The following is a 19,198-nucleotide window of genomic DNA, read 5'->3' as shown; positions in this document are numbered from 1 at the left end:
GGGTCGCAGGGCCCTGGGCGGTCGGGGAGGGAGTCCAGGTGCCGGAGGGCTTGGCGGAGGGTGGCGGTGAAGGCCGCCAGCTCGGCGGCGCGCGCCTCGGCGCCGGTGATCCGGGCGGCGACGCGGGGCCGCAGGTCGGCCTTCACCTCCGAGCAGGCGCCCGACTCCCACACCCCCAGCAGTTCGGAGACCTCCTCCAGCGGCAAGCCGAGGTGCTTGGCCGCGCCGATGAACGCCAGGCGGTCCACCGCATCCTCACCGTAGAGGCGGTACCCGGCCGGGGACCGGTCGGCGGGCAGCAGACCGGCGGACTCATAGAACCGCAGGGTGGTGGCCGGGACACCGGAGCGTTCGGCGAGCTGGGAGATCCGCATCGTGCTCATACCTGCGACGGTAAACCTTCGACCCGACTCGAAAGTCAAGCGGTCACCGGAACCGAGCGGGTCTTCAGGCCGGCAGCTTGTCGAGGATGGCGGCTACTTCTGCGGCTCTGAACAGGAAGCCGGCGTGGGAGGTGTCCATGGTGTGGACGTCGAACGGGTTGTCAGGCGTCAAGGTATCCGCGTCGGCGATCAGCCTGTCCTGCATGGCGACGGGAATAGAGCGGTCCTGGGTGAGCCGGATGTAGGTGCGGGCGACCGTGCCCCAGGTGTCGGCGTGGCCGCGGGCGTCGTCCATCATCACCGCCGCCGATTCGTCGGGCTGCAGGAGGTTGATGAAGGCCCGGAACCGCTCGTCGCTGACGTCGGCCATGAGCGCGGCCTTGAGGGCGGCGAGCAGTTCGGGGTCGGCGGTGCGGTAGTTGGCCCGTCCGACCCCGAGCCGAGCCGGGTCCCCGACGTTGAGGGCGGCAAGCGGAGCCATCAGGTTGTCGGCGAACTCGGGTTCCTGCATGTACTCGACCGGGTTCGCCCGCTGCACGCACGCCCAGGCGGAGATGTAGACGAGTCGGCTGACCAGTTCGGGGATCTGGTTGCCCACGCCGGTGATGGTCGCCCCACCGAGGCTGGCGCCCACCAGGACCACTGGCCCGTGCTCGGTCAGACGGCGGACGACGTCGCTGACCGTGTCGATGTTGTCCTGGAGAGTGACTCCGGCCAGGGTCGACGGCTCGTCCGCCCAGGCTTCGAGATCCTGCGGTGCCTGGTAGGCGAGCGGGTACTGCGCGTCGAGGCCGTGGCCCGGTAGGTCGACGGCGAAGCTTCGGTGGCCGAGCAGCGCGAGCTCACGCTGGACGGGCGCCCACATGAAGGAATTGGTGCCGGAACCGTGGACCAGCACGAAGGTGGGAGCGGCATCGGCCGCAGGGCGAGCGATCGGGGACACCGTCTCAGCTGCTCCGGAGATGAACGAGCTTACTGATCATGTCGCGACCGTATCAGCCGCCCACTCCACGCGAGCTGACCAGCCTCCAGCGCTCGCGTCATGCTCCGTCGAGGCGGCAGCCCGGTAGCGATCGGACGCAGCGGCCCCCGCCAGGCGCGGGTGGCGGGGGCCGGGCGCAGAGTCAGGGCGGGGTCAGAAGGACTCTTCGGGGAGTTCCATCAGGTCCAGGGTGGTGGACTCGGTCACGGCGCGCTCCGCGGCCAGGCGGGGCAGGACCGTCTGGCAGAAGAACTGCGCGGCGGCGACCTTGCCGCTGTAGAACGCCTCGTCGGAGTCGGAGACGCCGCCGGCGCCGAGGGCGGCCAGCGCCACCTCGGCCTGGCGGGCCAGGAGCCAGCCGACGATGAGGTCGCCGAGGGCCATCAGCAGCCGGGACGAGTTGAGCCCGATCTTGTAGAGCTCCTTCGGGTTCTCCATCGAGCCGAGCGCCCAGCCGACCATCGGGTCGAGGATGCCCTGGACGTCCTCCAAGGCGCGGCCGAGCAGGGCCCGCTCGTTCTTCAGCCGGCCGTTGCCCGCCTCGGACTCGGCGAACGCCCTGATCTCGCCGACGAGGACCTTCAGGGCCTCGCCGTTGTCCCGGAGGATCTTGCGGAAGAACAGGTCCTGGCCCTGGATCGCGGTGGTGCCCTCGTACAGGGTGTCGATCTTGGAGTCGCGGATGTACTGCTCGATCGGGTAGTCCTGCAGGAAGCCGGACCCGCCGAGGGTCTGCAGCGACTCGGCGCCGAGCAGCGCGTACGCCCGCTCGGAGCCGAAGCCCTTCACGATCGGCAGCAGCAGGTCGTTGATCTTCTCGGCGGTCTCGTCCTTGCGGCCCTCGTGCTCGGCGATCTGCACGCTGTCCTGGTAGACCGAGGTGAGCAGCACCAGTGCCCGCATGCCCTCGGCGTAGGCCTTCTGCGTCATGAGGCTGCGCCGGACGTCCGGGTGGTGGGTGATCGTGACCCGCGGGGCGGACTTGTCGGTCATCTGGGTCATGTCGGCACCCTGGACGCGCTCCTTGGCGTACTCCAGCGCGCTCATGTAGCCGGCGGACAGGGTGGCGATGGCCTTGGTGCCGACCATCATCCGCGCGTACTCGATGACGAGGAACATCTGCTTGATGCCCTGGTGCACGTCGCCGACCAGGTAGCCGATCGCGGGCTCCTTCTCGCCGAAGGTCAGCTCGCAGGTCGTGGAGACCTTGAGGCCCATCTTCTTCTCGACGTTGGTCACGTAGGCGCCGTTGCGCTCGCCCAGCTCGCCGGTCTCCACGTCCACCAGGTACTTGGGGACGAGGAACATCGACAGGCCCTTGGTGCCGGGACCCGCGCCCTCGGGACGGGCCAGCACCAGGTGGAAGATGTTCTCCGACATGTCGTGCTCGGCCGAGGTGATGAAGCGCTTGACGCCCTCGATGTGCCAGGTGCCGTCCGGCTGCTCGACGGCCTTGGTGCGGCCCGCGCCGACGTCGGAGCCCGCGTCCGGCTCGGTCAGCACCATCGTGGCGCCCCACTGCCGCTCGCGGGCCAGCTCGGCGAACTTCTTCTGCTCGGGCGTGCCGATGTGCCAGAGGATCTGGGCGAAGCCGGGGCCGGAGGAGTACATGTAGACGGCCGGGTTCGCGCCGAGGACCTGCTCGGCGACCGCCCAGTTCAGGGAGCGGGGGGCGCCGGTGCCGCCGAAGTCGGGGCCGAGGTCGAGGCGGTACCACTCGGCGTCCATCCACGCCTTGTAGGACTTCTTGAAGCTCTCCGGCATGGTGACGTCGCCGGTCGCCGGGTCGTACGCCGGCGGGTTGCGGTCGGCGTCCTCGAAGGACTCCGCCAGTGGGCCCTCGGCCAGCCGGCTCACCTCGTCCAGGATGCTGCGCGCGGTGTCCTCGTCCAGTTCGGCGTACGGGCCGCTGCCGAGGAGGTCCTGGCGCCTGAACACCTCGAAGAGGTTGAACTCCAGGTCCCGGAGGTTGCTCTTGTAGTGCCCCATTCGAGACTCCGTTTAGTCCTGCGGCGCCCGGTGGGGCCCGCGCGTCGTACTGGTCAGTAACTCAACATCATGCTACCCGCTAGTAACCCGGGACAACCACCCCTAATCACCGCGATCCGGCGGAGTCAGGCCATATCGAACCACGTTCGGGCGCCGCGCGTGACATAACTCACGCGATCACCGGACGTCACCCCCGTACCGTGGCGCCACCCTGCCGGCACGGCACCCGGCGACGGTCTCGGGGCGGGCGGTGGGAAGATCGTGCGGCGCGAGAGCACCGCGACGCAAAGGGAGGTGCGCATGAAACACGGGGATGCCGAGGTCCCGAGACTGACCGTCATCGGGACCGGCTATCTGGGTACCACGCACGCGATCTGCATGGCCGTCCTCGGCTTCGAGGTCCTCGGCGTCGACGTCGACCAGCACAAGATCGACAGGCTGGCGGCCGGCGAGGTGCCGATGTTCGAACCCGGCCTGCCCGAGCTGCTCACCAAGGCGCTGGAGTCCGGCCGCCTCCGGTTCACCACCTCCTACGCCGAGGCCGGCGACTTCGGCGACGTCCACTTCGTGTGCGTCGGAACGCCCCAGCTCCCCGACTCCGACGCGGCCGACCTGTCCTACGTCGACGCCGCCGTCCGCTCCCTCGCGCCGCACCTGCGCCGCCGCGCCCTCGTCGTCGGCAAGTCCACGGTGCCGGTCGGGACGGCGCAGCGCCTCACCGGCGTCCTCCAGGAGCTGGCGCCCGCGGGCACCGGGGCGGAGCTGGCCTGGAACCCCGAGTTCCTGCGAGAGGGCTTCGCCGTCGACGACACCCTCCGTCCCGACCGGCTCGTGTTCGGCGTCGCGTCCGACTGGGCCGACGAGCGGCTGCGCGCCGCGTTCCGGCCCGTCCTCGACCTCGGGACCCCGGTGATCCGGACCGACCTGGCCACCGCCGAGCTCGTCAAGGTCGCCGCGAACTCCTTCCTCGCCACCAAGATCTCCTACATCAACGCGATGGCCGAGGTCTGCGAGGCGGTCGGCGCCGACGTCAAGGACCTCGCCGACTCCCTCGCGCTCGACGACCGCATCGGCGGCAAGTTCCTGCGGCCCGGTCTCGGCTTCGGCGGCGGCTGCCTCCCCAAGGACATCCGCGCGTTCGCCCACCGCGCCGAGGAGATCGGCGTCGGCCAGGCCGTGTCGTTCCTGCGCGAGGTGGACGACATCAACCGGCGCCGCCGCGCCCGCACCGTCGACATCGTCCGCGAGGTGCTCGGCGGCGACGTCAACGGCAAGCGGATCGCCGCGTGGGGCGCCGCGTTCAAGCCCAACTCCGACGACATCCGCGACGCCCCCGCGCTGGACGTGGCGCACACCCTGCACGACCTCGGCGGGGACGTCCGCGTCTACGACCCGGCGGCGCTCGGCAACGCCCGCCGCGCCTTCCCCGAACTGCGGTACGGCGACAGCGCGTTCGACGTCGCCAAGGACGCCGACGTCATCGTCCTGCTGACCGAATGGTCGGACTTCCGGGAGGTGGAGCCGGAGGCTCTGGCCGGAATCGTCAGCCACCGGCGCATCGTGGACGGCCGGCACGCCCTGGACGCGGCGCAATGGCGGTCGGCGGGCTGGGAGTACCGCGCGCTCGGACGATCCTGACCGACCGGAAGTCCGGCCGGGGGGAACATCCGGCGACATCAAGGTCGTTCAAGCTGATGAGGGCCAGCGGTCCTCCCGGACGAGGTGCGCCGTACCCGGCAGGCGAAGACGGCGCGTGATACCAACCTCGTCTACCGGGAGCAGAACCACCATGGCCTGGATCCTCGTCATCGTCGCCGGCCTGTTCGAGGTCGCGATGGCCCTGTGCCTGAAGGGCAGCAAGGGCTTCACCGAACCGTGGCCGTCCGTCGGCTTCCTCGTCTTCGCCGTGACCAGTTTCGGCCTGCTCAGCCTGGCCCTGAAGAACCTCGACGTCGGCACCGCCTACGCGGTCTGGGTCGGCATCGGCGCCGTCGGAACGGCGGCGCTGGGCATGCTGGTCATGGGCGACCAGGTCTCCGCCGTCAAGATCACCGCACTGGCGTTCATCCTCATCGGGGTCGTCGGGCTCAACCTCGCGGGCGGCGGCGGCCACTGAAAGCGATGGAATCCGGTGATTCGCAGGTCACAAACACTGCCTAGGAACGTAATCTCCCGTAACAGCGTCTATTGGACGAGAGAGCCCCGGACGCATGGGACGGAGAGCGCCCGGGAGTGCTCGAACACGGGAGGACGGACGGACCTTGGTCTTCAAGAAACTGCGTCAGGCGGTCGGCATCGGCGGCCCGTCGATCGAAACGATCCTGCACGACCCGAACACCACGCCGGGCGGGGTCGTCACGGGCGAGGTCACCATCATCGGCGGCCAGTACAACTCCGACATCAAAGCGGTGAACCTCGCCCTGCGCACCAGGGTCGAGGTCGAGTCCGGCGACAACGAGTACACCTCCAACCTGGAGTACGCCAAGCTGCCGGTCGCCGGCGGCTTCAGCCTGCAGGAGGGCGCCCGGCACAGCGTCCCGTTCCAGATGCCCATCCCGTGGGAGGCCCCCCTCACCCACATGTACGGGCAGCCGCTGCGCGGAACCACGGTCGGCGTCGCGACCGAACTGGAGGTCGCGGGGGCGATCGACCCGGGCGACCTCGACCCGATCGCGGTGCACCCGCTGCCCGCGCAGGAGCGCCTCCTCACGGCGTTCTCCAACCTCGGCTTCCGATTCCACAACGCCGACTGCGAGAAGGGCCGCATCTGGGGCGTCCACCAGGAGCTGCCCTTCTACCAGGAGATCGAGTTCTACCCTCCGAGCCAGTACGCGCGCGGCATCAAGCAGCTTGAAGTGACGTTCGTGGCGTACCCCCAGTCGATGGAGGTCGTGCTGGAGCTGGACAAGCGCGGCGGCGTGTTCACCGAAGGGCACGACGCGTTCAGCCGGTTCACCGTCGACTACGCGACCATCAACAACACCAACTGGGAGCAGCAGCTCGACGGCTTCCTCCAGGACGCCGGACGCCGCAGGGGCTTCTTCTAACCCGGGCCCGGCCGACCCCGCCGCCTGCCTCGACGGCCAGATCCCCTCCACGATGTTGATCGTGGAGGGGATCTGCGCGTAGAAAGAGTTCCCGTGCCTCAGCCCCCCGGACTCAACGACCCGGAACAGCGCCTCTGGGCCGCGTTCCCCACCGGCGCGACCGTCGTACTCGGCGACGACCGTCCCGCCGGCCCGCTACCCGAACGGATGGTCCGCGCCGAGATCATCACGCAGCTGCTGCTCGGCGCGTGCGAGCCCCGTCCCGGAGCCGTCCCGGCCGTGCGGCTGCGCGGCGCGTACATCATGGGGCAGCTGGACGTCTCCGGCGGCTCCGTCGAGTACGAGCTATGGCTGGAGCACTGCCGGCTGGTCGAGGAGCCGGACCTGTCCAACGCCGCGACCCGCGAGCTGCGGTTCGCCGACTGCCGGATGCCGGGCTTCGACGCCGGCGGCCTGCGCGCCGACGGCTACCTCAGCCTGTCCGGATCGGAGATCGAGGGCGAGGTCCGGATGCCGCGGGCTCAGCTCGGCGGCGGGCTGCGGATGAACGGGACGACGATCACCGCGTCCGCCCCGGACAAGTGGGCGCTGTTCAGCGGCGGCCTCGTCGTCGAAGTCGGCACCTTCATCCGGAACGCGCGCATCACCGGCGGGGTCCGCTTCGTGGGGGCCCGCATGAACGGCGGGCTGTTCATGGAGGGCACGACCCTCAGCAACCCCGGCCGCCTCGCCCTGGACGCGCAGAACATGGTCGTCGAGGACACCGCCGAGTTCAGCCGCGGCTTCACCGCCCTCGGCACGGTGCGGCTGCGCAGCGGCAGGTTCAACGGCATCCTGTCGTTCTCCCGGGCGCGCCTCGACTCCGGCGACCCGGACCGGATGGCGCTGCACGCCAGCCACATCCAGGCCGACGAGCTGCTCCTGTGGCCCGAGGAGAAGATCAAGGGCCGGGTGTCGCTGTCGTACTCCCGGATCAGCCTGATCATGGACCATCCGGACGTCTGGCCGGACGAGCTGTACCTCAACGGCATGACGTACGAGACGCTGCGCGGCGGCGACTTCAAGGACCGCCTCGACTGGGTGTCCCGCGGCGAGGAGTTCCACATCCAGCCGTACGAAAAGCTCGCCGCCTACTACCACGGCATCGGCCACGACGACCTCGCCCGCAAGGTGCAGCTCGCCAAGCTCCGTGCGCGCCGCCGCAGGCTGAACCCGGTCGGCAAGGGCTGGAACCACCTCGTGGACTGGACGGTCGGGTTCGGCTACCGGCCCTGGCTGGCGTTCGCGTGGTTCGCGGTGCTGCTGGCCATCGGGACGACGGTGTTCTCGATGGAGAACCCGCGCCCGGTCAAGCCGCGCGACGAGCTACCGGCCTTCCACGCGCTGATCTACAGCCTCGACCTGCTGATCCCGCTCGACACGTTCGGGCAGCAGCTGTCGTACGACGCCGTGGGCTGGTCCCGCTGGGTCGCCTACGGGCTGGTCACGACGGGCTGGGTGCTCGCCACCGCGCTCATCGCCGGGGCGACCCGCGTCCTGCGCCCGGACGGCGGCACCCGCTGACCTCCCGTCCCGAACCGATCCCCGCCCCGAACCAACGGGCCGCCCCGGGCGTCCACGGAGGTACGGGACCGAGCAGAATGGAACCTCATGGGCACGTATCTGATCACGGGGGCGACCGGCGGCATCGGCACGGCGGTGGCCGAGCTGCTGCGCGGGCGCGGGCACGATCTCGTCCTCACCGGCCGCTCGCCCGAGCGCCTCGACGGGCTGGCGAAGTCCCTGCACGGCGGCGCGAACGCCGCCACGCAGGTCATCAACCCGGGCGCGGTCCCCTCACCGCCGCGAAGCGCGTCGATCACCACGATCCCGCTGGACCTGAGAGAGCCGCGCCGCCTTGAGGCGACCCTGGCGTTGGCGGGGATCCCCCCGCGGCTGGACGGCGTCGTCCACACCGCGGGCATGGTGCACCTGGCGCCGGTGGCGGAGACGGAAGCCGACGAGTGGATCGAGCACATGTCGGTCAACCTGGTGTCCGCGGCGGAACTGACCCGGCTGCTCCTGCCCGCGCTGCGCGCCGCCGAAGGACATGTCGTCTTCGTCAACTCGACCGCCGGCCTCCGCGCCAACCCCGAGTGGGCGGCGTACGCGGCGAGCAAGTTCGGCCTGCGGGCCCTGGCCGACTCCCTGCGCGCCGAGGAGCCGTCCCTGCGCGTCACCACCGTCTACCCGGGGCGGACGGCCACGGAGATGCAGCGGAGGGTGCGCGCCCAGGAGGGCGGGGCCTACGCCGAGGACGACTTCGCCGCGCCCGCGACCGTGGCGCGCGTGCTGGTGTCGGCGCTGGAGACGTCCCGGGACGCGGTCGTCTCCGAGGTCACCGTCCGCCCGAGCTGACCCGGCTGCGGCCTAGCCGCGGCGCAGGAACCAGGCGCCGAGCACACCGCCGATCAGCCCGAACAGGTGGCCCTGCCAGGAGATGCCGGGCTCGCCGGGAATGACGCCGAGCAGCATCGTCCCGTAGACGGCCACGACGGCGATGGCGATGCCGATGTCGAGCAGGCGCCGCTCGAAGATCCCGCGTCCGACCAGGTAGCCGAAGAAGCCGAAGATCAGGATGCTGGATCCGAGCGTGTTGGCGGAGCTGGTGAACCACACCCCGAGCCCGCCGACCACGATGATGATCAGGCTGGCGGCCAGGAACTTGGCGATCCCCCGCGCGGCCGCGATGAACCCGAGGATCAGGAACGGGACGGTGTTCGCCATCAGGTGCCCGAACCCGCCGTGCATGAACGGCGCGGTGAAGATGTCGGGCAGGTCGCCCACGTCCCGCGGCGAGATGCCGAACCGGTCGAGCCACCCGTTCATGGTGTAGTCGACTGCTTCCAGAACCCACATCACCGCGGTGATGGACCCGATCAGCACCGCCGAGGAAAGCGCGCGAGCGCCGTGCTTGGCGAGCCCTTCGGAACGCTGCCTTTCCGGGACATAGCTCATATCAGCCACCGTACGTCTCGACATCCCTGAATGGTCAACGACTGAGACGAACGGAACGTGCCACGGGCCCGCGCTCCGCCCCCTCCCCGCGCTCGGCCCCCTCCACGGCTTCCGGCATATTGGACGGATGCGCGCAGCGATCTGTGAGGAACTCGGCTCCGTCGTCGTCAAGGAGACCGAGCCGCCCGTCCCGGGGCCCGGCCAGGTCCTGATCACCGTGGAGGCCGCCGGGGTCAACTACGTGGACGCCCTCTTCGTCCACGGGCGGTACCAGATCAAGCCTCAACTCCCGTTCGTCCCGGGCAGCGAGGTCGCGGGCACGCTCCCGTCCGGTGAGCGCGTGCTCGCCATGTGCGGGCTGGGCGGGTTCGCGTCGCACGTGGCCGTCCCCGCCGCTTCCGCCGTCCCGATCCCGGACGAGCTGGACTTTCCACGCGCCGCCACCTTCACCCAGAGCTACAGCACGGCCCTGTTCGCCCTGCGGGACCGGGCCGCCCTGCAGCCGGGCGAGACCCTGCTCGTCCTCGGCGCGGGCGGCGGCGTGGGGCTGGCGGCGATCCAGGTCGCCGCGGCCCTGGGCGCCCGGGTCCTCGCGGTCGCCTCCACACCGGCCAAGCAGGAGGCCGCCCGGCTCGCGGGCGCCGAGGCCGCGCTCAGCAGCGACGATGACATCAAGACGGCCGCCCGCGCCTGGTCGGACGGCGGAGTCGACGCCGTCTACGACCCGGTCGGCGGCCCGCTGGCCGACCCCGCCCTGCGCGCACTCCGCGAACGCGGCCGCTACATCGTGATCGGCTTCGCGTCGGGGGACATCCCGTCCCTCCCGCTGAACCAGGTCCTCCTGCGCAACCGCACGATCGTCGGCGTCGACTGGGGCGCCTGGTCGATGGCCAACCCCCTGGAGCAGCGCCGCCTGCTGGACGAACTGCTCGCCATGGTCGCCAAGAGCGACCTCGCCCCCGTGGCCCCCCGCACAGAACCTCTGGCTTCGACGGCCCAGATCATGGACGACCTGCTGAACCGCCGGGTCGTCGGCAAGGTGGCCCTTCTCCCCTAGGCGGCCGAGGCGTGCTCCGACTCGGACGCGTCCCCGCGGACCACGATGACGGGCAGCGGGCGGCGGGCGGGAGCGTCGGCCGTCCGGCGCAGGTGGCGGCGCTCCTCCGGCGTCGTCCCGCCCCAGATGCCGTCGGGCTCACCGACCCGCAGCGCCCACGCGAGGCAGTCCGCCTTCACCGGGCAGTTCGAGCAGACCGCCTTGGCGGCGTCCTCCTGCGCCTGAAGCACCTCCGCCGAGTAGCCGATCGGGAAGAACAGGTCCGGGTCGGCACCGCGGCAGATGGCGTGGTCGCTCCAGTGTTCCTCGTTCTCGCTGTTGTGCATTGGCTTCTCCCTGCGCGGCAACGAGACCACCGGCAGTTCGGCTCGTCAGGGTGGTCCCACTCAACGTAGTACTACAACTCGTAGTACTACAAGAGGTTGGTGAAGGTTGCAAGTTAGCGCCCGGCTAACCTGTGAGGTGTGCAGCGTGATCAAGAAGTGACCTTCCGAGAGGCGACGGCGGCCGACCTTCCCCAGATCGTCCGGCTACTCGCCGACGATCCCCTGGGAGCCACCCGCGAAACACCGGGGGACCAGATCCCGGAGGCGTACTTCACCGCCTTCACCGCGATCGACAAGGACCCGAACAACCACGTGATCCTCGCGGAGGTGAACGGCGAGATCGCCGGCACCCTCCAGTTGACCTTCATCCCCGGCCTCACCTACACCGGCGGCGAGCGGGCCCAGATCGAAGGCGTCCGCGTCGCCGCCGAGCAACGCGGCATCGGCCTCGGCCAGGACCTGATCAACTGGGCCATCGACCAGGCCCGCACCCGCGGCTGCCGCGTCGTCCAGCTCACCACCGACCGCCAGCGCCCCGAAGCCATCCGCTTCTACCAGAAGATCGGCTTCCGCCCCTCCCACATGGGCATGAAATACCACCTCACCGACACGTAAGAACGAGCGACACCACACCGGCCACGGCCCCACTGCGCTCAACCCTGCCCGCGCCCGCACCTGACCGGGGCGTGGCAGGCAAGGGTCGCCCAGCATGGCGAGCCCTCGTCTTGCCGGGGATCGTGGAGCCTAGCGTTCTCATAGCCCGACCTCGTTTCGGGTCAGCATGCCGACCAGCCCGAGATCGTCGCATGGCGCTGGAGACCCGGCAATGCGTCATCAACAATGAGGCATTTCCAACTTCATGCGGCCTGGTGGTGAAGGGTGAGGATGGCTTGGACGATGGCGGTCAGGCGGGACGGTGAGCAGCGTGCCTTGCGCAGGATGCGCCAGCGTTTGAGGGTGGCGGCGCCCTGTTCGCCCAGGGCGCGGACGCGGGCGTGGTGCCGGTTGAACAGCTTCTTGCGTTTGCCGAGCTTGCGGCGCTTTCGACGTTTGTACGGAGTGCCGATCGCGCCGCCGGCTCCGACATAGGCCTTGTCGGCGTAGCAGGCGATCGCCCGTCGGGTGAGGGCGTGATGATGCCGTGCGCGCGGGCGGCGGTCAGATCATGCGTAGATCCGGGCAGCGCGGGCGAAGCCCAGATCAGCCGTCCGTGCGGGTCGGTGAGGAATTGGATGTTCACGCCGTGCCGGTGGTGCTTCCCCGAGTAGTACAGCCGGTCGCCTGCACCCGACAGCCGGTCGGTCGGCGCGAGGGTGCCGTCCAGGATGACGAACGCCTTGCGCTGTGCGATCCGCATCGCCTCGCGCAGGTCGGGCGCCAGTTCGGCGAGCAGGGCGACGACCTCGGTGACATAGCGGTGCGCGGTCGCCGTACCGACACCGAACGCGGCGGCCAGGCGTTCGAAGGTCTCGTTGCAGCGCAGGTGCACCAGCACCAGCAGGGCTTGGCGGCCCGGCGGCAGCGCTCGCCACCGCGATCCGATCCGGTGACGGTGGCCGGTGATGAGATCGGCCACGAAGGTACGGGTGGAGGACGACAGATCCAGCGCAGCGCGATAGAACAGCACCAGAGGCTCCTGGCAGTGCGGTTGTTTTGGTCGACTTCGCATCTACCAGGGGCCTCGCCGCATCACCGGCCGGATCCGCCTACCGCAACCAGCCTGTGACCAGCACGATCAAGATGGAAAAGGCTCAATGCCAAGTGCGGGTCCTGCGATTCTTTGCGGATACCCGTGTGACCAGCATGGACGCGACCGTGGAGTGCCGTTCTACCTGTGTGGCCAGCCGCAGCGGACCAAGCTCCTCACCTGCGGAAGAGCCTGAAAACCAGATAGGTCAGCGCCAGGATGATATCCACCGCAACCCAAAAGGCGATGACGAGCCCTACTCCGATCGCCGTGCCGGCTTCGCAAGCACCCTGCTGGTCCGGTGGGCAGGAGCCGCCAGAGCTCGCTCCCACGATGACCCAAACAAGGAATAGGATCTGGATCGCCAGGAAAATCCAGGGGAATATGCGATGCTTCTTCCTTCGCCTTACCTCGGACTCCTCCTTTACCTTGGCCATATCTCCTCCCTCCGCCTTGCATCATTGTCCAGTAATACTTCGCCCCCAGAGAAACGCACCCCCAAACTTCAAAAAAATGCCCCAAGCAACCACAAAGTGAACTTTGGGCCGCCCGTGCCGTCCTCACGTGTCAGGTCCGCCGAAGCCCAGGGTGGCTGCATGATCCGGTGAGAGGACGATCGGGCCGACCCACCCGCGCAACACGGAGGCCACCTGCCGAACTGAACGAGGCCTATCCGGCGCCAGAGCGTTCCGGGGCGCAGGACGTCCTCTGCTTCGAGCCGTTCGAGCTCGCCGGCGTTCTCACCCCAGCGCCGTTGGGTGTTACGGCGAGATCGACGGCGAACGAGGCCGTGAGGGTGAAGGTGTCGTGGTCGGTGGTGGTCGTGAGGCGCCCGCCGAGGGCCTCGATTCGGGTGTTGAGGTTGGCCAGGCCGGTGGGAGGGGACTGATCTGCGGGCCGGTGCGGCCGGTTTACGCCGTCATTGGTGATCCGCACCAGTACTTCATCGTGGCCCATGGCGATGTCGAACGTGCAGGTCTGCGCGCTGGCGTGCCGGATGATGTTGGTCGCCGCCTCCCGCACGATGATCCCTATCAGGTTGTCCGCGCTGCGAGGGAGGTCACCGGCGGTGTCGGTGACGGTGACGGCGGCTCCACCGGCTTCAAGGATGGCGCGGGCGGCGGACAGTTCGTCGCGGCGCGTGACGTTGTCCAGTGCGGTATCGAACGTGCGGACCTCGGTGAGCGCCTGCTCGGCGCTGCGCTGCGCCTGGGTGAGGTGGTCGCGAGCCTCGGCGGGATCGGCCCCGCTGGTCCGGAGGGCGAGCTCGATCTTGAGCTTGATGACGGACAGGTGGAAGCCGAGCAGGTCATGGATGTCCCGAGCGAGCCGGAGCCGCTCGGTGACGACGGCCATTCGAGTCAGTTCGTCCCGGGTGGCGTGCAGACGGCGGGTGATCTCGGGCAGGTTGTGCAGCGCGTACATGATGGCGGCCCAGTACAGGACGCCGGAAGCGAGGTAGATCCCGAACCAGAACCCCTCCTGGTGGTGGAAGACCACGAAAGTGGCGACGGTGCCCGCCGCCACCGCGAACCACGACCACGGCGCGGGCATCCGGACCAGCGCGGTGCCTCCGGCCAGAGCCAGGAATACCAGGATCGAGCCGTCCGGGAAGGACAGCAGCGCCGCAACGACGATCACGCTGACCTGGGCGGCGAGGATGCCCGGCCACCACCGGACGGCGGTGCCGCTCGGCCGGGGGGATCCGAGGTAGAACTGGAGTGCCGCTACCGCGAGAACGGCGGCGATCCCCGCGGTCAGGCGCTCCGGGACGCGCTGTCCTGGGAACATGTTGACGGCCGAGCAGACGATGAAGTCGGCCACGATCAGCAGATGTGCCCACGCGGCGAAGCGGACCCCCACCCCGATGGGTGCCTGTCGCATGGGTGCCGAGCCGTCCAGGCTGATGTTGCGGTGGATGTTGGCGATGGTCCGGGCGTCGGTGGCCGCCTGTGAGGCGATTCCGCCGATGACGGTGAGGTGGCTACGGCTGAGCGTCGCCCCCGTCAGTGCCTCGCGTGATTGCCTGATGATGGCCGACAACCGCGTGCCGACATCGATGCCGAGCCGGTCGGCCGCGCGCAACCGCTCCGCCTCCACCTCGGCGTCGGCGAGCCGCCGTCCGTCCTCGTGCGTCTGCTGCACGAGCTGGGCCAGCCGGACGATCGCGAAGATCGCGAACCCGTTGGCCACGTTGACGGACACGGCGTACACGAACGTCAGGGCCGAGGCGGAGAAGTACCCGCAGAGGGCGGCGTCACCGACGGCGACGACTGTGAACAGCACCCCCGCGGCGGGCCGCGGCACGACCAGCAGGATCCCGGCGCATAGGAACAGGCCGGACATGCCCCAGCCCTGCCCGATCATCAGGTAGGGCGCGAACACCGCGGTCGCCTGGACGCACAGGAGGAAAACCGGGCTCCCGCGCCGCAGGAGGAGCAACGCCAAGGCGATGACGAGAACGACCATCGCCACGACACCGATGAAGGCCAGGCCGGGTGAGAATCTCGCATAGGAGTCGAGCGATTGCAGGTAGTAAATGATCCGCGCCACGAACACGAAGCAGACGGCCCCGAGCGCGTCCTGCCACGCGAACCCCGATTGCCGTGTCACCAGGTCCCCCGTTCCGGCTCAGCGTGGATTCCGGCCAGGTTGCCGTCGCGCTGCGCCGGCGCGAGGCGGATGCAAGTGAGTCGCCCGTCACATCCAGTACACCGCGCCCGCGATGATCGTCAAGCCGTGCTCGCAACGTAGGGTGACGTGACGAGACTCAGTCGGGTGGCGCTGGGGGCATTCTGTGATTCGGGTCCTGGTGGCCGAGGACGTCCGTATCCTCCGCGAGGCCTTGGTCGACTTGATCAGCTACGAGGACGACATCGAGGTGGTCGCATCGGTCGGAGCGGGCGACGAGATCGTGCCCGCCGCCTTGCGGGATCGTCCCGATGTCGCCGTGATCGACATCGAGCTGCCCGAACGCGACGGCCTGGACGCCGCGGCCGAACTGCGTGACCTGCTCCCGGAGTGCCGGACGCTGATCCTCACCGGAATCGGCCGGCCGGGGAACCTGCGTCGCAGTGCCGGGGCGAACGTCGCGGGTTTCATGTTGAAGGACTCCCGGCCGCAGGACCTGGTGGCGGCGATCCGGACGATCGCGGCCGGCGGCCGGGTGATCGACCCGCAGCTCGCGTATGCCGCATTGGCCGTCTCCGACAACCCGCTGACCGAACGCGAAGCCGACGTGCTCAGGCTGACCTCGGAAGGCTTGAATCCGCGTGAGATCGCGGCGCGACTCCACCTCGGCTACGGCACGGTGCGCAACTACCTCGCCACGGCCGTGACGAAGCTCGGCGCGCGGAATCGGGTAGACGCCATCCGGATCGCGAAAGAAGCGGGCTGGATCTGATGAGGGAGGCGTGAAGGCTCCGGCCGGTGCGTTGTCCGGACCGGCGCATCCCGGGCCTCCGTCCGGCCTCGGCACCATCAGAGCCGCACCCGCCCGACCGGGCGCCACTCCCATTTCCCCCGATCACGCTCATGGCTTCGAATCCCCCTGTTGTGATTTGGCTGGTCGATGCCGGGCGGTCCACCGGTGCGATCGAGTCGCTCCGTCCTGCCTGGACGACGGGGCCGACCCTCGTGTCCGTCGGTCGAGCGGGGTACGTCAGGACGGTCTTCCGAGGGGCACTGTACGGACCCCAGGGGGAGGAGGTGTCAGACTCGGCGGTAGATGATCGGCTGGGCGGCGATGTCGTTGGCTTTGAAGTTGGCCAGGACGAAGGTGCGGAAGCTGGGCCGGAAGATCAGGCTGGGCAGGAATGTGCGCAGGTTCGGCCAGCTCGCGTGGTTGATGATGCCGTAGTCGGCGCTCTCGCCCTCCAGCGGCTGCACCAGGGTCGAGTTGGGCAGCGCGGTCTTGGCCTGGAACCAGCCGGCGGTGTACTCCCAGACCTTCAGCAACCTCTCGCGGTCGTCGGCGTAGAAGTAGTTGAACAGGAAGGCGTGGTCGGGGCCGTGGTCCACGTCGCCGAGCCGGGCCGCGTTGCGGCCCACGATCTGGTGGGTACGGCGGGCGGGCAGCAGGGTCGTGGCCTTGCCGTACAGGGGATCGTCGCGCAACGCCAGCGCGCTGTCGACGTCGACCGTGCGCACCAGCAGGACCACGTCGTAGCGGGCCGGCGCGAGGCCGCGTGCGGCGAGGATCTCTTCGCCCTCGCCCGGCGGGCGCAGTCGGCCGCGAAAGACGGTGGCGTCCTCGACCTCAGGTCGGGCGGCCAAGTCGGCGGCGATGGCCTTCAGCTCGTCGAGCGGGGGGATGGCAGTGGGGAACGGACCGCGCCAGGCACCGGTTTCGGCGGCGAACAGCAGGTAGCCGCTGTCGTTCGGTTCGACGAGGCCGGCCTTGACCGCAAGGCGGTCGTTGACGAGTTTCACGAGAGGTTCCTTCGGGTGTTCGCCTCGGGCGAGGCGAGGGTTCAGGAGGCTTGCCTACGGTTCAGGCCCGACAGCTGCCAGGCCAGGCGGTTGCGGACGGCGGGGATACGGCCGGCCAGCCCGAGGAGTAGGTTGCGCAACACGCGGCGGCCTGAGGCGGCGGTGGCCAGCTTGGTGAGCCGCCCGGCCAGACCGACGACCTGCTCGGCCAGGGGGCGGCGGGCGGCGGCGTAGGAGTCGAGCAGGCTCTCCGGTTCGCCCTCGAGGACCCGGGACAGGGCCTCGCCCAGGTGGACGGCGTCGTCGATGCCCAGGTTCATGCCCTGGCCGCCGGCGGGTGAGTGCACGTGGGCGGCGTCGCCTGCCAGCAGGATGCGGCCGCTGCGGTAGGTGTCGGCGATGCGGTGGTGCACCCGGAAGCGCGAACCCCAGATCAGCTCCTCCACTCGCGCGGGCTCGGCCTCGGGGCCGCGGGTGTCGAGCAACTGCTGCACGAACGGGATACCGGGCTCGGCGGGGGCTTCGTCCACGGTGGCGACGATGCGGTGCAGGCCGCCGGGTAGTGGGGCGACAACGACCAGCCCGGCCGGGGAGAAGTACAGGATGACCTCGTTCTGCGGCACCCCGCCGGACAGGCGCACATCGGCCAGGACGAACGACTCGGCGTAGGTGCCGCCTTCGAAACCGATCCCGGCACTCTCGCGGACGGTGCTGTGCATGCCGTCGGCGCCGATCACGTAGGAGGCGCGGATCTGCTTCCCGTCCTCCAGTGTGGCGGTGACACCGTCGGCGTCCTGGTCGATGCCGCTCACCCGGGCGGGCCTGATCACTTTGCCGCCGAGCTCTTCCAGGCGGGCCAGCAGGTAGGCCTCGGTGTCGGCCTGGGAGATCATCAGGGTGTAGGGGTAGGCGGTGGGCAGACCATCGAAAGGCACCGGCAGCAGGACCTTGTCGCGGTCGCGGATGGTGAAGACCGGGGTGTGGATGCCGCGCGCGACCATTCGGTCCGCCACGCCGTACGGCTCAAGCACCTCCAGCGTGCGGGAGTGCACCACGGCGGCGCGGGAGGTGTTGGCGCCTTCGGCCTGCGCGTCCACGATCACAACCTGCCTGCCGCGCTGGGCCAGGACGATCGCGGCGGTGAGTCCGGCGGGTCCGGCTCCGACGATCAGCACATCGGTGTTCATTTCGGCCTCCTCAAGTCAACGCCTGTTGGCATGAACTTAAAGGCCGGCGGTGGCGTTGTCAACGGTTGTTGGCCTACACTTGTTGACATGAGGAGATCCTCGATGGAGACCGCGGCCGCGATCCTGGCCGCCGCCCGCGAACGGTTCGCCGCCGACGGCTACGACAAGGCCACCATCCGGGCCATCGCCGCCGACGCGCGGATCGACCCCGCCATGGTGATGCGCTACTTCGGCAACAAGGAGAAGCTGTTCGCCGCCGCGGCCGAGTTCGACCTGGAGTTGCCCGAGCTGGCGCCCGACCAGGCCGGGGACGGCCTGGTCCGTCACTTCCTGCGCAAGTGGGAGGCCAACGAGGGGCTCCAGGTCCTGCTGCGCACGGGGGTGACGAACGAGGCCGCCGCCGAGCGCATGCGCACGGTCCTGGGCGGTCAAGTCATCCCGCTCGTGACCCGTCTCACCGGCGACCCGCAGCGGGCTCCTTTTCGCGCTTCCCTAATCGCCTCGCAACTGCTGGGTCTGGCCCTGTCCCGCTACATCCTGCAATTCCCGCCGATGGTGACGGCCTCGGAGGAAGAGCTGGTCGTCTGGCTGGGCCCCACGATCCAGCGATATCTCACGGATTGAGCTCCTCGGCGAGGTCCTCCGCTGGGTCACACCCCCGACCAGGTCACCGTTGGATGATCGTTCGGAGGTCGCGTCGGGGTGAGAGGGCCGGTGGCTTGGTCCGGCCGACGCGGACGAGCATCTGCAGCTTGGCCGGGGGCGTCACGTCGACGAGCCGTTCCAGCTCGGTGCGCAGCTCGTCCATCTGTGGGAACTCCTGGAGCGCCTGGCTGATCGGTTGGAAGCGCAGGCCGAGGGCGTCCGCACTGAGCTGGGCGCGAACGTAGGCGCGGCCGGTGGTGATCCAGTCGTGCATCGTGTTGGTCGCCGTGGTCAGGGTGAGCAGGGCCGAGGTGGCGGTGGTCGATCGGCGGAACCCCGCGAGGTAGGGGCCCCGGTTGTAGGACCTGTGCCAGTTGCCGTCGTTCATGAGCCTGCGTGCCAGGGGCAGCGACAGGCCGCTCAGGCCCACGGTGTCGGCGTGGAATCCATCGCCCTTCTGGGTGATC

Annotated in this window: 19 protein-coding genes, 1 pseudogene and 1 riboswitch; of the genes and pseudogenes, 9 read left to right on the top strand and 11 right to left on the bottom strand. The window is 69.4% G+C overall.

Annotated elements, in window-relative coordinates; translation table 11 throughout:
• The 3 genes from E1285_RS32495 to E1285_RS32485 all read right to left on the bottom strand — a co-directional run.
• A partial coding sequence (locus E1285_RS32495; RefSeq protein WP_132158401.1) for a MerR family transcriptional regulator occupies positions 1–383 on the bottom strand: 383 nt, incomplete at its 3' end.
• A 64-nt stretch (positions 384–447) separates the two neighbouring features.
• The gene (locus tag E1285_RS32490) at positions 448–1,326 is read right to left on the bottom strand and encodes an alpha/beta fold hydrolase (protein WP_243723203.1); all 879 of its coding nucleotides are present in this window, start codon (positions 1,324–1,326) and stop codon (positions 448–450) included.
• 192 nt (positions 1,327–1,518) lie between these two features.
• On the bottom strand, positions 1,519–3,354 hold the full coding sequence (locus E1285_RS32485) for an acyl-CoA dehydrogenase (protein ID WP_132158400.1): 1,836 nt from the start codon (positions 3,352–3,354) through the stop codon (positions 1,519–1,521).
• A 300-nt stretch (positions 3,355–3,654) separates the two neighbouring features.
• Between E1285_RS32485 and E1285_RS32480 the strand changes: the two genes are divergently transcribed.
• From E1285_RS32480 to E1285_RS32460, 5 genes are all read left to right on the top strand, one after another.
• Positions 3,655–4,992 carry a UDP-glucose/GDP-mannose dehydrogenase family protein gene (locus tag E1285_RS32480; RefSeq protein ID WP_132158399.1) on the top strand — a complete coding sequence of 446 codons (1,338 nt, stop codon included), beginning with the start codon at positions 3,655–3,657 and terminating at the stop codon, positions 4,990–4,992.
• Between the two features lie 55 nt (positions 4,993–5,047).
• Positions 5,048–5,110: riboswitch (guanidine-III (ykkC-III) riboswitch) on the top strand.
• 33 nt (positions 5,111–5,143) lie between these two features.
• Complete coding sequence (locus E1285_RS32475; protein WP_132158398.1) at positions 5,144–5,470, top strand: multidrug efflux SMR transporter; 327 nt, start codon at positions 5,144–5,146, stop codon at positions 5,468–5,470.
• Positions 5,471–5,615: 145 nt separating this feature from the next.
• Positions 5,616–6,401 (top strand): sporulation protein, encoded by a 786-nt coding sequence (locus E1285_RS32470; RefSeq protein ID WP_132158397.1) that lies wholly within the window; start codon positions 5,616–5,618, stop codon positions 6,399–6,401.
• Positions 6,402–6,494: 93 nt separating this feature from the next.
• On the top strand, positions 6,495–7,964 hold the full coding sequence (locus E1285_RS32465; protein ID WP_132158396.1) for a hypothetical protein: 1,470 nt from the start codon (positions 6,495–6,497) through the stop codon (positions 7,962–7,964).
• A gap of 87 nt (positions 7,965–8,051) precedes the next feature.
• Positions 8,052–8,798 carry an SDR family oxidoreductase gene (locus tag E1285_RS32460; RefSeq protein ID WP_132158395.1) on the top strand — a complete coding sequence of 249 codons (747 nt, stop codon included), beginning with the start codon at positions 8,052–8,054 and terminating at the stop codon, positions 8,796–8,798.
• Positions 8,799–8,810: 12 nt separating this feature from the next.
• On the opposite strand, the gene E1285_RS32455 is transcribed toward E1285_RS32460, so the two are convergent.
• On the bottom strand, positions 8,811–9,398 hold the full coding sequence (locus tag E1285_RS32455) for a rhomboid family intramembrane serine protease (protein WP_132158394.1): 588 nt from the start codon (positions 9,396–9,398) through the stop codon (positions 8,811–8,813).
• Between the two features lie 127 nt (positions 9,399–9,525).
• Between E1285_RS32455 and E1285_RS32450 the strand changes: the two genes are divergently transcribed.
• Positions 9,526–10,455: an NADPH:quinone oxidoreductase family protein gene (locus E1285_RS32450; RefSeq protein WP_132158393.1), complete on the top strand. Its 930-nt coding sequence runs from the start codon at positions 9,526–9,528 to the stop codon at positions 10,453–10,455.
• On the opposite strand, the gene E1285_RS32445 is transcribed toward E1285_RS32450, so the two are convergent.
• Positions 10,452–10,781 (bottom strand): WhiB family transcriptional regulator, encoded by a 330-nt coding sequence (locus E1285_RS32445; protein ID WP_132158392.1) that lies wholly within the window; start codon positions 10,779–10,781, stop codon positions 10,452–10,454. The genes E1285_RS32450 and E1285_RS32445 overlap by 4 nt on opposite strands.
• Before the next feature lie 156 nt (positions 10,782–10,937).
• Between E1285_RS32445 and E1285_RS32440 the strand changes: the two genes are divergently transcribed.
• Positions 10,938–11,396, top strand: coding sequence for a GNAT family N-acetyltransferase (locus E1285_RS32440; protein WP_132158391.1), 459 nt, complete (start codon positions 10,938–10,940; stop codon positions 11,394–11,396).
• A gap of 242 nt (positions 11,397–11,638) precedes the next feature.
• Here the strand turns inward: E1285_RS32440 and E1285_RS32435 are convergent.
• From E1285_RS32435 to E1285_RS32425, 3 genes and pseudogenes are all read right to left on the bottom strand, one after another.
• Positions 11,639–12,408, bottom strand: a pseudogene (locus E1285_RS32435) (transposase family protein).
• Positions 12,409–12,644: 236 nt separating this feature from the next.
• The gene (locus E1285_RS32430) at positions 12,645–12,905 is read right to left on the bottom strand and encodes a hypothetical protein (protein WP_132158390.1); all 261 of its coding nucleotides are present in this window, start codon (positions 12,903–12,905) and stop codon (positions 12,645–12,647) included.
• A 232-nt stretch (positions 12,906–13,137) separates the two neighbouring features.
• Positions 13,138–15,081, bottom strand: a complete 1,944-nt coding sequence (locus E1285_RS32425) for a histidine kinase (RefSeq protein WP_132158389.1) — start codon at positions 15,079–15,081, stop codon at positions 13,138–13,140.
• A 184-nt stretch (positions 15,082–15,265) separates the two neighbouring features.
• Here E1285_RS32425 and E1285_RS32420 point away from each other — a divergent pair, with 184 nt between their 5' ends.
• Complete coding sequence (locus tag E1285_RS32420) at positions 15,266–15,871, top strand: response regulator transcription factor (protein WP_132158388.1); 606 nt, start codon at positions 15,266–15,268, stop codon at positions 15,869–15,871.
• Positions 15,872–16,179: 308 nt separating this feature from the next.
• On the opposite strand, the gene E1285_RS32415 is transcribed toward E1285_RS32420, so the two are convergent.
• On the bottom strand, positions 16,180–16,899 hold the full coding sequence (locus E1285_RS32415) for a hypothetical protein (protein WP_132158387.1): 720 nt from the start codon (positions 16,897–16,899) through the stop codon (positions 16,180–16,182).
• 41 nt (positions 16,900–16,940) lie between these two features.
• On the bottom strand, positions 16,941–18,086 hold the full coding sequence (locus E1285_RS32410; protein WP_132158386.1) for an FAD-dependent oxidoreductase: 1,146 nt from the start codon (positions 18,084–18,086) through the stop codon (positions 16,941–16,943).
• Between the two features lie 87 nt (positions 18,087–18,173).
• Here E1285_RS32410 and E1285_RS32405 point away from each other — a divergent pair, with 87 nt between their 5' ends.
• Positions 18,174–18,710, top strand: a complete 537-nt coding sequence (locus E1285_RS32405; RefSeq protein WP_132158385.1) for a TetR family transcriptional regulator — start codon at positions 18,174–18,176, stop codon at positions 18,708–18,710.
• 43 nt (positions 18,711–18,753) lie between these two features.
• On the opposite strand, the gene E1285_RS45860 is transcribed toward E1285_RS32405, so the two are convergent.
• Positions 18,754–19,198: hypothetical protein (locus tag E1285_RS45860; protein WP_207946980.1), on the bottom strand; the 445-nt coding region annotated here is incomplete at its 5' end.

This window comes from Actinomadura sp. 7K507, assembly GCF_004348425.1.
Taxonomy (GTDB): Bacteria; Actinomycetota; Actinomycetes; order Streptosporangiales; family Streptosporangiaceae; genus Spirillospora.
Note: the sequence above shows the minus strand (reverse complement) of the source record. Positions and strands in the feature narration are given on the sequence as shown.